At 64.5% G+C, this 15,067-nt stretch carries 12 protein-coding genes and 2 pseudogenes; 11 read left to right on the top strand and 3 right to left on the bottom strand.

All coding sequences use genetic code 11. The features are described from left to right. Positions 1-476: 476 nt before the first annotated feature. The gene (locus PV679_RS32230; RefSeq protein WP_319684337.1) at positions 477-980 is read left to right on the top strand and encodes a hypothetical protein; all 504 of its coding nucleotides are present in this window, start codon (positions 477-479) and stop codon (positions 978-980) included. Positions 981-1,248: 268 nt separating this feature from the next. Here PV679_RS32230 and PV679_RS32225 read toward each other — a convergent pair whose 3' ends face one another. Then, positions 1,249-2,532 carry an IS256 family transposase gene (locus tag PV679_RS32225; protein ID WP_416069847.1) on the bottom strand — a complete coding sequence of 428 codons (1,284 nt, stop codon included), beginning with the start codon at positions 2,530-2,532 and terminating at the stop codon, positions 1,249-1,251. Positions 2,533-2,873: 341 nt separating this feature from the next. Between PV679_RS32225 and PV679_RS32220 the strand changes: the two genes are divergently transcribed. After that, a complete protein-coding gene (locus PV679_RS32220; RefSeq protein ID WP_319684334.1) occupies positions 2,874-3,956 on the top strand; it encodes a PP2C family protein-serine/threonine phosphatase in 1,083 nt (360 codons plus the stop codon). A 370-nt stretch (positions 3,957-4,326) separates the two neighbouring features. Continuing rightward, positions 4,327-4,512 carry a helix-turn-helix domain-containing protein gene (locus PV679_RS32215; protein WP_319684331.1) on the top strand — a complete coding sequence of 62 codons (186 nt, stop codon included), beginning with the start codon at positions 4,327-4,329 and terminating at the stop codon, positions 4,510-4,512. Positions 4,513-4,637: 125 nt separating this feature from the next. On the opposite strand, the gene PV679_RS32210 is transcribed toward PV679_RS32215, so the two are convergent. Beyond that, positions 4,638-5,792 (bottom strand): tyrosine-type recombinase/integrase, encoded by a 1,155-nt coding sequence (locus PV679_RS32210; RefSeq protein ID WP_319684329.1) that lies wholly within the window; start codon positions 5,790-5,792, stop codon positions 4,638-4,640. A 97-nt stretch (positions 5,793-5,889) separates the two neighbouring features. Between PV679_RS32210 and PV679_RS32205 the strand changes: the two are divergent. The 6 genes and pseudogenes from PV679_RS32205 to PV679_RS32180 form a co-directional block, all read left to right on the top strand. Then, positions 5,890-6,054 (top strand): annotated as a pseudogene (locus PV679_RS32205) (pirin family protein); the annotation flags it as partial. A 209-nt stretch (positions 6,055-6,263) separates the two neighbouring features. Next, complete coding sequence (locus PV679_RS32200; RefSeq protein ID WP_319684328.1) at positions 6,264-6,956, top strand: class I SAM-dependent methyltransferase; 693 nt, start codon at positions 6,264-6,266, stop codon at positions 6,954-6,956. A gap of 237 nt (positions 6,957-7,193) precedes the next feature. Further along, positions 7,194-7,568 carry a VOC family protein gene (locus tag PV679_RS32195; RefSeq protein ID WP_319684327.1) on the top strand — a complete coding sequence of 125 codons (375 nt, stop codon included), beginning with the start codon at positions 7,194-7,196 and terminating at the stop codon, positions 7,566-7,568. A 415-nt stretch (positions 7,569-7,983) separates the two neighbouring features. Then, positions 7,984-8,586, top strand: a complete 603-nt coding sequence (locus PV679_RS32190; RefSeq protein ID WP_319684326.1) for a helix-turn-helix domain-containing protein — start codon at positions 7,984-7,986, stop codon at positions 8,584-8,586. Beyond that, positions 8,583-9,896: an MFS transporter gene (locus tag PV679_RS32185; protein ID WP_319684324.1), complete on the top strand. Its 1,314-nt coding sequence runs from the start codon at positions 8,583-8,585 to the stop codon at positions 9,894-9,896. Before PV679_RS32190 ends, PV679_RS32185 begins: the two co-directional genes overlap by 4 nt. Before the next feature lie 639 nt (positions 9,897-10,535). After that, positions 10,536-11,402, top strand: a complete 867-nt coding sequence (locus PV679_RS32180; RefSeq protein ID WP_319684322.1) for an alpha/beta hydrolase — start codon at positions 10,536-10,538, stop codon at positions 11,400-11,402. 131 nt (positions 11,403-11,533) lie between these two features. On the opposite strand, the gene PV679_RS32175 is transcribed toward PV679_RS32180, so the two are convergent. Continuing rightward, positions 11,534-12,241 carry a response regulator transcription factor gene (locus PV679_RS32175; protein ID WP_416069846.1) on the bottom strand — a complete coding sequence of 236 codons (708 nt, stop codon included), beginning with the start codon at positions 12,239-12,241 and terminating at the stop codon, positions 11,534-11,536. Positions 12,242-12,745: 504 nt separating this feature from the next. On the opposite strand from PV679_RS32175, the pseudogene PV679_RS32170 reads away from it, so the two are divergent. Together PV679_RS32170 and PV679_RS32165 are read left to right on the top strand one after the other, a co-directional pair. Continuing rightward, positions 12,746-12,896: pseudogene (locus PV679_RS32170) on the top strand (IS5/IS1182 family transposase); the annotation flags it as partial. A gap of 380 nt (positions 12,897-13,276) precedes the next feature. Then, positions 13,277-14,074 (top strand): SDR family NAD(P)-dependent oxidoreductase, encoded by a 798-nt coding sequence (locus tag PV679_RS32165; protein WP_319684320.1) that lies wholly within the window; start codon positions 13,277-13,279, stop codon positions 14,072-14,074. Positions 14,075-15,067: the final 993 nt, after the last annotated feature.

The raw sequence follows: 15,067 nt of genomic DNA, 5'->3' as shown, positions 1-15,067 counted from the left end.
GTACCGCTTCGTGTACTTGCTTGCCACCTGGTCACTGCTTCCTCTGGAACCACTCTGATCCCAGTCTCCAGGTGTCCACGATCAAGGGGAAGCTTCACGTTGCCGCTACCGGGGAACGAACAGTCCGACCCCTTGGCCCGGCCTGGATGGGGACAATACGCAGGTCCTGCACAGGGCTTGTGGAGCGCCCGGTGCTCGGAAACGGGCACGCCGGGTGCGGGAAGCGGTCCGGGCAAACGGACCGGCCGCCGAGGCCGGAACCGCGCCTCGGGCCGACTTCACCGTCCATAAAGTCGCCGCACACTGGGGATCCGGACGTACGAGAGGCGGCCGGCGCGACCCGGGAGCACCAGCGGGCCCTTCTCGGGTAACGCGGCTCGTAGCTGACTTCTACGGAACATGCCTCCTTCCTTGCGTTTACAGTCGGTGGCGGCGCCGCCATTGAGCGGTGTTTCCCCCGACTTGCGAGGTGCTTGATGGGTAGGTTGCTGGATTCCTGCGATACGACGGTGTCGGCGAGCTATCGGCTGTTCGGGCTGGTCGACACGACTATGGGGGCTGAAACGTTCGATGACGATGCGGACAGATCGAAGTGGCTGCTTCCCGGGCCGGGCCTGGTGTATCTGCAGGTGCCCTCGGAGGTGGGCACGACGGTGATACGTCTGGAGTCGTGGACCAGTGCACCGGCGCTGCCGCCCGGTCAGTGGGCGGGGTGCGAGGAGGTCGAGGTGGACCTGCCTGAGGGCGAGCTTGGTTTGCAGACCGTCGACGGCGGGCTGAGGGAGATTCCGCTGGTGTTGCCGTCGCCGGGCACGTACCGGATGCGGTGGCAGTGGGTGTTCAACCCGGATGCGGGTCCTTTCACCTCTCCTCTGCAGGGTTGTTCCGACGTGTTGGCCACGCCCGCCGGTCATGAAGCCGCTCTGGGCGGGGAGGATCAGTTCTGTCTGGTTCAGATCTGGCGGACCGCCACCGCCTGAGCCGCGTCGAAGGGACCGCAGGGCCGCCCCCGAATGGGGACGGCCCTGCCTTGGTTTACCGGAGTATCAGTGCTGGAGTGTCAGTCGCCGATGGTGACGGTGAAGGCTTCCCAGTCGAGGATCCGGTCACTGTGATACCAGGCGCCCAGGCGACGGCCTGCTTCCTGGTTTTCTTCCCGATTGATGTAGCGGACGGAGAAGTCGTCCTTGAACTCGTCGCCTTCGTACGGGTCTGTAAAGTTAACGGCTGATCTTGGTGGTTGAGGGGTCAGTGGTTGGTGGGGGTGAGGCGGCCCTCGAAGGCGATTTGGAAGGCGTTCAGCGGCGCCTTCCAACGCATGGTCCAGCGTCGTCGTCCCTGGCCAGTGGGGTCCAGGCTCATCAGCGCCATATACACGCACTTGAGCGCGGCGGCTTCGTTCGGGAAGTGCCCGCGGGACCGAACGGCCTTGCGTATGCGGGCGTTGACGCTCTCGATTGCGTTCGTGGAACAGATCACCTTGCGGATCTCCACGTCGAACGAGAGGAAGGGCACGAACTCGGCCCAGGCGTCGGACCACAGCTTGATCACGGCCGGGTACTTGGTCCCCCAGGTTTCGGAGAACTCCAGGAACCGCTCGGTCGCGGCGGCCTCGCTGGGTGCGGTGTAGACGGGCTTGAGGGCCTTGGCCATCTTGTCCCAGTCCTGCCGGGCCGCGTAACGGAACGAGTTCCGCAGCAAGTGGATCACACAGGTCTGGACGATCGTGCGAGGCCAGACGGTCTCCACCGCGTCGGGGAGGCCCTTCAGCCCGTCACAGACCAGCATCAGGCAGTCGTCCAGGCCGCGGTTCTTCAGCTCGGTGAAGATCTGCAGCCAGAACTTGGCGCCCTCACCGCCGTCGCCGGCCCAGATTCCGAGGATGTCGCGGGTGCCCTCGACGGTGACGGCCATGACGACGTAGATCGGACGGTTCGCGACCTTCCCGTCTCGGATCTTGACGTTGATGGCGTCCACGAACAGGACCGGATAGACGGGATCGAGGGGGCGGTTGGCCCACTCGGCCATGCCCTCCATCACCTTGTCTGTGATGTTGGAGATGGTCTGTTTGGAGGTTTCCACTCCGTATACCTCGGCGAGATGCGCGGCGATCTCACCGTGGGTGAGGCCCTTGGCCGAGAGTGAGAGCACCATCTCGTCCACCCCGGTCAGCCGCCGCTGTCGCTTCTTGACGATCTGCGGCTCGAAGGTGCCGGCGGTGTCGCGCGGCACCCTCGCCTCAACCGGCCCGACATCGGTCAGCACAGTCTTGGACCGGGTGCCGTTGCGGCTGTTGCCGCTGTTCTTCCCGGCCGCGTCGTGCTTGTCATAGCCGACGTGGTCAGTGATCTCGCCCTCCAGGGCCGACTCCAGGACCCGCTTGGTCAGCTGCTGCAACAACCCGCCCTCGCCGGTCAGTTGCAGGCCCTCCGTACGGGCCCGGTCCACGAGCATCGCGATCAACTGCTCGTCACTTGTCCCACTCGCCGACGGCGCGGTGGCCTCGTGGGGTTCAACGGCGGTCTCGGTCATCTGGCGTCTCTCTCTTGATCATCAGATCCGCCGTTAGTTTTACAGTCCCCGCAGCTGTAGCGGTGCCTCGGACAAGAGCGAACAATGCACTGCGTGTGAGTCGGCGCAATGTGGTGTTGGACGACTTTGGTTGCTCGGCTTGCTTCTTCATGGCGATGGCTCCCGGGTCGTTGCCGTTCCCTGGACGGGTCCGGGCTGGTGCCTTGCATCCTTCGCTGACCATGGAGCCCCTGGATGCTTGCTGCCGGATCGCCATGCCTTCGGACACCACACAACGCCCTCTGACGGGATGGCATGATTCTCGGACGGATTCCGATGGTTGCGGACGGGGGACACGCGAGATGGGACGAGCCGGGTATTTGCGGAAGCCGGAGCTGCGTGGCGCGCACGCGGAACTTAACGCCGCTTTGCACAGGCTCCATCTGCATGCGGGTCTGCCAAGCCTTGCAGACATCGCCGCACAATTGCGACATTCAGGCATCTCGAGAAGCACGGTGCACGACGCCTTCAGCAGCCAGCGGATGCCGAAGTGGAAGGTTGTTGACGCGCTGGTAGAAATCCTTGCCTCGCAGACCCCTGGCGGGCGGCCGGAGGAAGATCAAGCGGTCTTGCATGCAGTGTGGCTGCGAGCCGCCCAGGGCAATGAGGCGCGGCATTCTTCGTCGGGCGCTGGGAGCGCCGATGAAGCAACCGAGGACTGGCGTCGGCTTCTCCCGGATCACCTGCCGAGGCTGGACGGCGTAGAACTGGCGTACCACTACCTACCAGCCGTACGGGACCACGCCGGCGGAGATTGGTACGACGCCTTCCGTTTAGGTGAGAATAAGATTGCTCTGGTCGTGGGAGACGTGATGGGACCCTCTACGCTCTCCGTCGCCATTATGAGCCAGATGCGGAGCACGCTTCAGCTACTAGTTGAGCTGGGACTGCCTCCGCATGAAGTGCTGAGGCGCTTAGATGCCCAGTCAGCTCGGCTCGGCAGCGAGGGGTTGGCCACCTGCGTTTGTGTTGTATACGACAGCAAGGCGCGAACCTTGGCGCTGTCGGCTGCAGGGCATGTGCCGCCCGTCTTGCTGAACGATCGAGGAGAGGCATTCCCCTTGGACGTGCCTACGGGAACACCGATTGGCCTGGGCGGTGAGGGTATGGAAACCACCGAGTTGGACATCCCCCTGGGTTCGACCATTTTCCTCTACACCGACGGACTGGTTGAGACTCGTCTTCGTGAGATCTCTACCGGTATCACGTACATGTGCGACACCCTGGTTGCTGCACACCGTCGTGCGAGGTTTCAGCCCCCACCGCTGGAGTCGCTGTGCGATGACATCTTGGCGACACTCGCCGGACAATATCTCTTCGACGACGCAGTACTCCTTGCTGCGCGCTTCACTCCCGGCGCACCTCCCGTTGTGTATCCGGTGTAGCTCTCGGCGCTGAGATGGATGCGATAGGGGTGAGGGTTTCGCGGTCGACGCGGACTTCGCGGTCCTGGAGAGGACGGGCAAGGTCGTCGGCGGCATCCATCAATGAGGGAGCGTGAACCTCGGATCGGCGCCCCCTGATCCAAGTCGGCCCAGCTTCTTCCTCAACCACCAGCGGATCGTCGCGCGGCCGGTCCGGGTGCTACCCACAGGCCGGGCGAGGCCGATGACACGCGGCATGCGACGCCGTACCGAACAGGTCGGCCGCCTGGGGAATTCAGCCTCACTATCACAGAAGGCCAGTCGGGCCGAATCGATGGTTTCCCCCAAACTGCTGGGTCTGGATACGTATGGAACCCGTGGAGGACGGAAGATGGCCACGCAGTTCATGAATGTACGGGAGACCGCTGAATACCTGAACATGTCGGTCGCCTGGGTATACAGGGACGCACCGGCTCTTGGGCTGACCCCCTATAAGTTCGGGCGGGGCCGTAATGCGAAGATTCAGTTCAGGGTGTCCGAGGTGCAAGCATGGGTCAAACAGCAGAAACTGGGTTAGCGCCTGCAGGAATTCTGCGCGGTCGCAACCTGGATTATTGGCCAAACGGGTTGTGTACACATCACGCTTTTTGCAGCAGGCAGGGCGAAGAGTCCCCACTCCTCTCGGAGTGGGGACTCTTCGCTTCAGGCAGCCAGGCCCATGTCCAGGATCTTGGCCGCCTTGCTGATCGAGCCGGGCATGAGGTGGCGGTAGATCTTGAACGTGATGTCCAGGCTGTTGTGCCCCATCCATTCGGCGACGTCGGTGATGGGGATGCCGTGGGTGAGGCAGTTGGAGGCGAAAAAGTGGCGGAAGCCGTACATGACCATGCCGGTCGGGATGTCTGTTGTGTTCGCCTTCTTGATCCTCTGCCACTGGTTCCCTAGGTAGTAGTAAGGGAATGCCTTGGCGGGGTTCTGCGGGTGCCGGAGCAGGTAACCGTCCACAGTGCCGTGCTTGTGTGCGTACCACTCGATGGTGTCCTTTATCTGTGAGGGGAGAGGGACGTCGCGGTATTCGCCTAGCTTGCGGTGCTTGAGCCGCCCGTAGCTCCCGGTGGTCTGGTTGACCTGTTCGCTGATCCGGTACACGTTGTCGGCCACGATGTTCTTGATGTTGACGGCCGCAGCTTCCCCGTTCCGCATGCCGCAGCCGCTCATGAGGTCGGCGAAGAGCAGGAAGGTGTCGTCGCCGGCGGTACGTATCTCGCGGAGCTGTGCTGGGGAGGGTATGACGGCGCGCTCGGGGTCGTACTGAGGGGGCTTGACGCCTTCCAGAGGGTTCTCGCTGAAGAGCCCCAGACGGTGGGCGTCGAGGAGGATGGACTTGAGCTTGTCGAAGGCGTTGGACTGGGTTGCCAGGCCCGCGTTGTTGCGTTCCATGGTCTGGATGAAGCGGTCGACGACCTTGTGGTCGAAGGTGTTCATCCGGCGGCTGCCGAGGGCGGGGAAGAGATGGTGCTTCAGGAGCGAGTCGAGGTGCCGGAGAGAGCTTGCGGCCAGATCACGCTGGCCGGCCTTCCACTCGTTGGCGTATTCCTCGAACCGCATTGCGCCGTATTTTTTGATGCGGTCGGCCCTGGCTTGATTGGGAGGTGCGGCCCTCTTGGCGGTGTAGACCTCCGTGAGGCGGTCGATAGCATCGTCTTGGGTTGCGTAGCCGGATTCCTCGGTCTGTTTGCTGGCCGCGTCGCGGTACCGGATCTTGTACTCGTGGGGGCACTTGGACCACCGGGACTCGGGGTGGATGCAGTCCTTGAAGAAGGTGCCCATGCCGCGGGCCAACGTCTTGGTTGCCATGGTCGTGCTGTCTCCTCGGGGGGACCGATGCTGACGGTATGCTGACCGCCGATGGTCCGCACGTCCCTGACCTGCACCAAGACGGGGAAGGTGTGGTATGTGGTGGAACTACATCGCGCGTTCACACGAAGAAGTTGAGGCGGCCCGGAAGGACTGGATGGAAGGGTCCCGCTTTGGCGAGGTGACGGGCTACGACGGCAGCCGGCTGTCGGCTCCGGAACTGCCGCCGGTGGCGCTGAAACCACGCGGTCGAGTGCGCTGACCTGGCGCGTTGTGTGCGGTCCGGATCCCTGTGGGTGGAGTCCGATCTCGAAGCGTCGGTCGGCCCGGAGGAGCGGCCGGGTGATGCCCGAACCTGGATCTGAGGGTGCGTCAGGAGTGAGGGCGATCATGGACTCCACGCCACGAGGGGAGCCTCATGACGCGGTGCGTGCTCTTTCGCCGCCACCTCGGTTGTGTTCCGATGAGCCCATGAGCCAGCGAGGTCGCCAAGGACATTCCGGGACAGGACGAGGTTCGATCACACCGGACGGGTGTGCCGTCGAGTTGTACGAGCGCCTGCCGGCGGGTGATGAGCCTGACATCGTCCAGGGCGCTGTCCGTGCGGGGGCCGACATCCTGGAACTGGGCTCCGGCGTCGGCCGCATCACGCATCCGCTGGTGCGGCGTGGGTTCTCGGTGACCGCCGTCGATGAGTCATCCGAGATGCTCGGGCGGGTCAGTGGCGCCCGTACCGTCCGCAGCGCGATTGAGTCACTGCGACTCGACACTCGCTTTGACGTTGTTCTGCTCGGATCATTCCTGGTGCACGCTGCCGCTCCGGGGCTTCGGCAGGAGCTGTTGGAGACGTGCCGACTGCATGTGAAGGATGACGGGTGTGTCCTGATCCAGCGAGAAGGACCTGGGCGCCACGAGGATCTTCCGCGTGAGCGGGCGGTATCCGGCGGTCTCATCCGAGTGGTGTCTTCTGAGCCGGTTCGCCCGGGGGTGCGTTCCGTCCACGTCGAATACGTGTTTTCTGACGAGCGCTGGACGCAGACCTTCTTGTCCTGCCCACTGAGCGATGATGACTTCGAACAGGCGTTGGCTCAGGCAGGTCTCGTTATCGACGCCTACCTGACTGAGGACCGTACATGGGTACGGGCGCTGCCGGATACGGCCTGATTTCACGGGGATTCAGTCGACCGGCCTGGGCTTCTACGACCGGATATCGGTGCGGAGGCAGCGGCCGTCCACCATCACGCACCGGGAAGGGCCACGCACGTCACGCCGCCGCCTCCATTCCGGGCGACGCCCGGCGGCGGTCCGGCGTGCCGCCGGGCATGCCCGCACCGGTGGCGGGTACGACCCCTCCCGTACGGGGGCGTCGTGGAAGCGGCCGAGGAGCGAGGGGCGTCGGAAGTGATTCGAAAGCTGCAGGCGGTCGCGCTGGACTGCGCTGATCCGGTACGGCTCGCTGAGTTCTACGCGGATCTGCTCGGCGGCCGGGTGATCGCGGACCCTGAGGATCCCGACTGGGTCGAGGTGCACGGGTTCGAGGGGACACCTCTGGCCTGCCAGCGGGTGGTCGGCTACCAGCCGCCCGAATGGCCCGGCCAGGAGCGCCCGCAGCAGCTCCACCTGGACTTCGACGTGGACGACCTCGACGGAGAAGAGAAGCGGGCGCTCGCCCTCGGCGCGACCGTGCTGGAGCGGACGGACCAGCTCCGCCCGGAGGCCAACTGGCGGATCTACGCGGACCCGGCCGGCCATCCGTTCTGCCTCTGCCTCCACTGAGCCCATCGGGCCCACTGTCCTGTCCAGCGCGCGGCGTCGGATGCGGTGCGTCGCGAGGCGGAGGATCGTCCTCGTACTGGATGTACTCGGACGACTCCGACAACGCGGCGAGCGTGCGGGTCAGGCGTCGGGGGCCAGGCGGGACTTTCGAAACACGCCCAGTAGCCATCCGGCGAGTGACCCATGTGCCCACACCGAGACCGCGGCCAAGAGCGGCCGGAAGACGGTCCGCTGGTCGACGACCACGGGGTAGCCGGGCTGGTTCTCCGTGCCGGCCTGGTCGGCTCCAAGGCTTTCGTGCTGTTGGATTCCCAGCCGCGGCTTCGCCAACCGAGCCGGCAGCGGGCCCCATGATGCAGAGCCTTCTCTGCAGAGGGCTCTATGCAGAGAATACTCTGCAATATATTCTGCTCACATGTCCGAGCCCGAACGCGCACCACACTCTGCCAAGCCGACCCGGCGCATTGATGCGCGCAGCCTGCGGGGGCTGGCTCATCCGCTGCGGATGAAGATCTTTGAACTGCTCAGTCTGGACGGTCCCGCCACCTCCACGGGTCTCGCCGAACGCCTTGGGGAGAACACCGGTACCGTCAGCTGGCACCTGCGCCACCTCGCCGAGCACGGCTTCATTGAGGAGGAAACCGGACGGGGTACAAGACGCGAGCGCTGGTGGAGAAGGGTCGGCGTCACCAACGAGCTGAACACCACCGATTTCCGCGATGATTCCGACACCCGGGGCGCACTCTCGGTTTACCTGCATGAACTGGTGCAGCAGTACTTCAGCCGGGTCATCAAGTACCTCAGCGAGGACTGGGACGACAGATGGCGGAGCGCCGGCACCATCTCGGACTGGCGTGATCTGCGGATGACACCGCACCAGTTGGAGGCGCTCAACGCGGAACTGATGGCCGTCATCGCCCGCCATACCCCTGACCCGGACGCCGAGCCCGCACCGGACTCGCTCCCTGTCGTTGTCCAGCTCCAGTCCTTCCCCCGTAAGCGACGTGGCACCACATGAGCCAGGGCGTACGCGATGGCCTCCTGCGCCGCCACCGCGATTTCCGCCTGTTGTGGTGCGGCGAGACCACCAGCAAGTTCGGAACGTCCGTCACCGGCGTGACAATGCCACTGGTCGCCGTCTCCACCTTGCACGCCAGCACCTTCGAGGTCGGTCTACTGAGCGCCGCCGCCTGGACTCCTTGGCTGATCATCGGTCTCCCTGTCGGTGTCTGGGTGGACCGGCTGCGGCGCAGACCGATCATGCTGGCCGCCGCCGGGATCTCTCTCTTACTCTTCACCGGCGTCCCGGTGGCCGCATGGTTCGGGTGGTTGAGCATCGGGCTGCTGCTGACCGTCGCACTGCTGACGGGCACGGCAGCGGTGTTTTTCCAGACCGCTTACAGCGCCTATCTCCCCAGCATTCTGGAATCCGATGACCAGCCCGAGGGCAACGCCAAACTGCACGGCAGCGCGTCCGCCGCGCAGATCGCGGGGCTCGGTTCCGGCGGTCTGATCGCACAGTTGACAGGTGCCGTGAACGGGATGTTCGCCAACGCCGCGACATTCCTCGTCTCCCTTCTGTGTCTGGCAGGCATCCGGCACCGCGAACCACGCGTCAACAAGAGCGAACCTCGCCCCAGAGCAATGGCCAGTGACGTCCGCGAAGGGCTGCGGCTGATCGCCAACGATCCATGGTTCCGCACACTGGTATTTTTCGGAGCCGCCTCCAACCTGGCGCTGATGGGATATCAGTTGATCCAGGTGGTCTTCTTGGTCCGGAGCGTCGGCCTGACTCCCGGGCCGGTTGGCGCACTCATCGCGGCTACCAGCGCCGGAGGCGTTGCCGGGGCCTTCGCCGCACGCCGCGTCGCCAGCCGGATCGGCACGGCCCGCGCGACTCTGCTGTTCGAGCTGGGTCTTCCGATGTTCGCTCTGCTCATCCCGCTGACCGTCGACGGATTCGGGATCCTGCTCTTTGTGACAGGCGGCTTCTGTGTCTCCGCAGGCGTCGTAGCCGGCAACATCATCAAGGTGAGCTTCCAGCAACGCTACTGTCCGCCGGAGCTCCTCGGTCGCCTCACCGCAAGCACAGCATTCCTCAGTTACGGGACAATCCCTCTCGGAGCGCTGCTCGGCGGCGCGCTCGGAACCGCGCTCGGTATCCGGACCGCCATGGCGATCACGACAGCGGGGGTTCCGCTCGCCGCGCTGATCTTGTTTTTCTCCCCGATCCGGCGGTCCCGACATCTGCCGACGTCCCGCCGGCCAACGAGTGATTCCACACTTCCGCTGGATCCCGACGGCCAACCGGTCCTACCGCGTCATTGACCACGACCGACGGACGAACCGCAACGGCGGCTCTGAGCCTTTGCTCCGGGCCTTCGGGAACGCACCCGCCGGGCGGTACGGAAGGAGATCGCCGAGGTTGCCGACGCCCTGTTCGTCGAGCGCTGCCTGAACGTTCTCCACGGGAAGCTCAAGGTGGGGAGAGCTTGAATGGTTGCGACGATCGCCGGTCATCCGAACCGGCGATCGTCAGCCGTGTTGCGGCCGCCCGGCAGGGGACAGCCCTTACCCGACGTGACCAGGCGGAGCTCCTCATCGGAGCGGCTCAATTTTCCAGACCAGCTCGAAGGCCGGCCCACTACGGGTTGAAAACTGATTCGTAACAAACGAGATTGGCCGCTGAATTGACACACCCACCTCTCAGCCAACTCCGCAACACGGGCGATGGACAGTTGGTCGTCGAGTGCGCTGCGGCGGAAAGTGAGGATGCGTCGTATAATTAATGCAATTTGACATCACGGCATGCATCTCACATGTTGCCCGCGTTTGCTGTCAGGATTACATTTTTGGTTGACAGTAAGTGACGTGCGTCGTCCGTGATGCCTGGGAGGCGCCCTACGTCATCACATCCTGGGGCTGGTCAGAGCAGAGCTGCTCCAGGAAGTAGCCATGGAGGTTGGCGTGCTCCCCACTCATCACAAGACGGCGACGATCAACGGTCAGAAGGTCTTCTACCGCGAGGCCGGCCCCAGCGACGCACCGGTCGTGCTATTGCTGCACGGTTTCCCGAGTAGCTCGCGCATGTTCCGCACGCTGATCCCCGCACTGGCGGACCGGTACCGCGTCATAGCCCCGGACCATATCGGCTACGGACAGTCCGCCATGCCCACGGTGGACGAGTTCGACTACACCTTCGACCATCTCGCCGCTGTAACCGCCGGGCTGTTGGACCACCTCAACATCAGCAGTTTCTCCATCTACGTGCACGACTACGGCGCGCCCATCGGCTGGCGGCTGGCTCTCAATCCCTCCTATGACGTCACCACGATCACGTCACAGAGCGGCAACGCGTATATGGAGGGATTCGCCCAGCCGTTCTGGGACTCGCTGTTCGCCTACGCGTCGGCGCCCGGGCCCGATACGGAGCCGGGCGCGCGCGAGAAGTTCAAACCAGAGACCACACGCTGGCAGTACGAGAACGGCGTCCCGGACCGCACTCTCGTTGACCCGGAAGCTTGGGAGCACGACCAGGTCCTGCTTGAGCGGCCCGGCAACGACGAGGTCCAACTCGCGCTGTTCCGCGACTACCCGACCAATGTCGAGGGTTATCCGGAGCTCCAGGAGTACTTCCGCACGAGCCAGGTGCCGTTGCTGGCAGTGTGGGGCGAGGGAGACGAGATCTTCGGTCCCGATGGTGCACGGTCTTTCGCCCGCGACCTTCCCGAGGCGGAGATTCACCTCCTGCCTGCCGGGCACTTCGCCCTGGAAAGCCAACTGGACACCATCAGTGGCTATATGCATGGGTTCCTCGGCCGGACACTGGTGTGATCTGAGATTACGGGACAGCCCTTGGTCAGGCAGTGCTCCGAATCGCTCACGCTGTGCCGCCCATCTCGCCCATGACCGGGCGGCGAAATTGTGGCGTTCCACGTTCTGTCGCCGGCACCGCGGTGGACCGGTCAGATCAGTCCGTGCCGCGTGGCGAAGGCGACAGCCTGGGTCCGATTGCGCACGTCGAGCCGAGTGATGAGCCCATGCAGCACGTTCTTGACGGTGCGTTCGGAATAGGAGGTTTTCTGTGCGATCTCGGCCGTCTTGAAACCCTCCGCCACGAGTCTGAGCATGGCGGCCTCGCGTGCGGACAGGGTCAGCCTCCTGGGGCCGAGGTAGGCGCGCTGGGAGCTGCCGACGTGGTAAATGAGTTTGCCGAGCAACTCGCCGGACAGAAAACCTTCTCCCATGGCCATCTTGGTTATCAGATGTATCAGTTCGTCCTGGTCGGCGTCGGCTCGGGGCAGCACCGCGGCGACGCCGCACTCAAGCATCGTCTGTATGGCGTCGACCTCGAAGAACCTCACTATCAGGCCGGTGCGGGTGGCGGTGTTGCGCTGTAGCCGCTGCAGCCGCCGGACGGTGGACTCGTTCACAAAGTCCGCCACGACGAGCGAGATCTGGGCGTTGCCTGCCTCCTCGTCCGGCACCAGCTCGATCTCCGGCCGCTGGCGCAGCAGGTGAATTGTCCCAGCGTGCAGGATCACATCCTCCGCGTACACGGCGACGCTGATCCGCATGGTCGTGGGCCTCGCCGACGGGCCGGGTGTCCCCGGACCAGTCGTCCTCCGGCCCCGCGGGGGTATCCCGCTTTCATGGGCGTCCTGAGTTGACATCAGCACCTTGCTTTGTCGTCTTCGAGCATGTTGTGAAGAAGGGTGGCAGCCTCAGTCATACACCGTGTGAAATGCCACACTCCGACTGGACATCATTGAGCACGGATGCCGCCGGCTCTGCCCGGAGGAAGGAAAGTCCCGAACGCTCCATTGCGTCCGGCTGACTGCCCTTCCAATGTGCTGCTGCTGTGACAGTCCGCCTTGCGCTGTCCACATCCTCTACATATACGTTCACGTCGGCATCATGGTCGCGCCGGGAAGCCGGCCGGGACAGACCCACGTCCCACGCTACTTTCACAACGTCCTCTCCCTTTTGATTGTCGGCTCGACAACGTAGACCGGAAGGGCGTCGATCTTGTGACACCACCCGTGGTGCGTGGCCTGAGGGCTGTCCCGTGATCCACCAGGGATCATGGGACAGCGCTTGGATTCCGGTGGTCGCGTACGAGTTCCGCGAGCTGGGTCGCGGCGGCCTACTGCCTCGGACACAAGCAACAGGGCATAGACGTGAAGGTCATCGCGGACCCGTCCGGTCGGCTCCGGTGGGCCTTGCCCGGCTCTGACAGGAGCGGTCCAGGACGTCCGCACGGCCCGCGAACACGGCATTGTCGACGCTCTCGACCAGGTCGGCATCACCTGCTGGGCCGACAAGGGAATGTGCTCCTTGATGATCCGTGGCTGGCGCGCCGTGGACGGCAAGGATGGGGACGCGCTGATGGAATTCGGGCATCCTCAACATGGAGTTTGACGTCGTCGGCGACATGGCGGCCGGTATCTCCTACATGTGGTGCGTCGCGGTACCCGAACCGCACCTGCAGAATTAGCCGTACGCCATGGGCGGACCGTATACGTGGGAATCGTCCGCACCGCGGACGGCGGGCAGCTCGCTCGCCGACGACTGGGCGTCTCCTGGGAAACCGGTGAGGATCCCACTCGGGCCTTTTCCTGAGAACTTCCGAGCGATGGGGAATGAAATACAGCGGATCCGGCGCCCGCCGGGCCGAGCAGAAGCGGTAAAGGAAAGACGGAGCAAAAATGACGTCGACGCAGACGGACACCCGGCAGAGCGGTCTCACCGATACGGTGCTGCTCGTGACCGGCGGCACGAGCGGTATCGGGTTTTCCACCGTGCGCCATCTTCTTGAGAGCGGTGCGCGGGTGGTCGTGACGGGGCGGAATAATGAGCGGTTGATGACGGCTTGCGAACAGCTTCGGGACGTCTCTGACCAGGGTTCCCGGCTCCTGCCGGTGCAAGCGGACGCTGCGGATCTCCTGGGCATGGATGCGCTCATGCACCAGATCAGTGAGCGGTACGGCCGGCTCGACGGCCTTTTCGCCAACGCGGGGTCCGGAATCTTCAAGACCATCCACGACACCGACGAGGACGATTTCGACGAACTGGTGGCGGTGAATTTCAAGGGTGTCTTCTTCATGGTGAAGAAGGCCCTTCCGCTGCTGCGGCAGGCGGGCGGCGGCTCGATCGTCCTCAATGCCTCCTGGACCATGCACCGGGGCATGTTCCCGGCGGCGGTCTACGCGGCCACCAAGGCGGCCGTCCACAATCTCGCGCGCTCCCTCGGGACCGATCTCGCTCACGAGGGAATCCGCGTGAATTCGGTGAGCCCTGGCTACATCCGCACGCCGATGTACGACTCGTTCGTGCCGAGTGAGGCCGGGCGGGAGGCCACCGCCGCTGCGGTCCCGGCCGGGGACAACGGGACGCCGGAGGACATCGCGTACGCCGTCGGTTTCCTCCTGTCGCCGCGGTCCCGCTACATCGTGGGCCAGGACGTCGTCATCGACGGGGGCCTGGTGATGAGCTTGCCGCGGTGAGGTGAGCCGGGAGGCCAGCCTTCCCCTGGAGCGGCTTCCCAGCGGGGCCGCGGCGGTCGACCACGGTGACATTCGATGAGTGTGCATCCAGGTCGTGTTGCGAAAATCTCGCCTGGCCCGCGACGCCTGGCACGGGCGCTCGCCGCGTTATCGGAGTCGTCGGAGTCGTCGGATTCGTCAGAGTCGGCAGAGTCATCGGAGTACATCCAGTCCATCGACGATGCCGATCCTCCGCCTTGCGATCGCGCGCACCGGACGCCGCGGGCTCCATACTCCGGGCGGACGGCGCTACTTTCGAAACACGCCCGGTCGGGGTCGACCGTCCTGATCACCGGCGCCGTCGGGGCCCTGCGCAGCGCACTGGCACACCGCTTCGCGAACGACGGCGCCAACGTCGGCGAGCGAGTTCACTTTCACCATCGAACGGCTCGGCGCAGAGCAACGGGGCGACACACACTGGGTCGTAACGAATCGGCTGGAGGGCAACTTCCCCGGCGGGCGCGCCGATTTCCGCTACCGCTTCACGCTACGCTCCGGACTGATCGAGGACCTCACGATCGCTCCCTGAGGGCTGTCCCGTGATCCCTGGTGGATCAGTGCGCGGTGTCAGATGCGGTGGATCGCAGGGCGGAGGGGCGCTCGCATACTGGATGTATTCGGGCGACCAGTCTTCAGCGCGGCCGCCACCGAGTAGTCACCACTCGCCCGCAGCCCGGCACCGCCCCGATGAGGTGTGACCACGTTGCGCCAGAGGAACGTCGGCGCTGCCAGGCTGGCGGCATCTCAACGACGGGACAAGGCTGTTCACCAAGAGGGCCAAGAAATAGGCGATTGCACGGAAGACGGGTTGCCATTGTCGTCCACCCAGGCGCACCTGTCGGTGTGAACGAGGTAGCGCGCCAGGGAGAAGACGCGCTGGCCGGTCGACTCGAAGAGCACGCCATGTGAGACGTCCGTCCACGTCAGCGGGCCCAGTTGGAATTCCGGCCCCTC

Origin of the sequence: Streptomyces sp. AK02-01A (assembly GCF_033795305.1) — a bacterium.
Classification (GTDB): Bacteria; Actinomycetota; Actinomycetes; order Streptomycetales; family Streptomycetaceae; genus Streptomyces.
Note: the sequence above shows the minus strand (reverse complement) of the source record. Positions and strands in the feature narration are given on the sequence as shown.

Coding starts and splice junctions, on each gene's coding strand:
- PV679_RS32230 (WP_319684337.1), top strand. CDS start 477: ATGGGTAGGTTGCTGGATTCCTGCGATACGACGGTGTCGGCGAGCTAT.
- PV679_RS32225 (WP_416069847.1), bottom strand. CDS start 2,532: ATGACCGAGACCGCCGTTGAACCCCACGAGGCCACCGCGCCGTCGGCG.
- PV679_RS32220 (WP_319684334.1), top strand. CDS start 2,874: ATGGGACGAGCCGGGTATTTGCGGAAGCCGGAGCTGCGTGGCGCGCAC.
- PV679_RS32215 (WP_319684331.1), top strand. CDS start 4,327: ATGGCCACGCAGTTCATGAATGTACGGGAGACCGCTGAATACCTGAAC.
- PV679_RS32210 (WP_319684329.1), bottom strand. CDS start 5,792: ATGGCAACCAAGACGTTGGCCCGCGGCATGGGCACCTTCTTCAAGGAC.
- PV679_RS32200 (WP_319684328.1), top strand. CDS start 6,264: ATGAGCCAGCGAGGTCGCCAAGGACATTCCGGGACAGGACGAGGTTCG.
- PV679_RS32190 (WP_319684326.1), top strand. CDS start 7,984: ATGTCCGAGCCCGAACGCGCACCACACTCTGCCAAGCCGACCCGGCGC.
- PV679_RS32185 (WP_319684324.1), top strand. CDS start 8,583: ATGAGCCAGGGCGTACGCGATGGCCTCCTGCGCCGCCACCGCGATTTC.
- PV679_RS32175 (WP_416069846.1), bottom strand. CDS start 12,241: ATGTCAACTCAGGACGCCCATGAAAGCGGGATACCCCCGCGGGGCCGG.
- PV679_RS32165 (WP_319684320.1), top strand. CDS start 13,277: ATGACGTCGACGCAGACGGACACCCGGCAGAGCGGTCTCACCGATACG.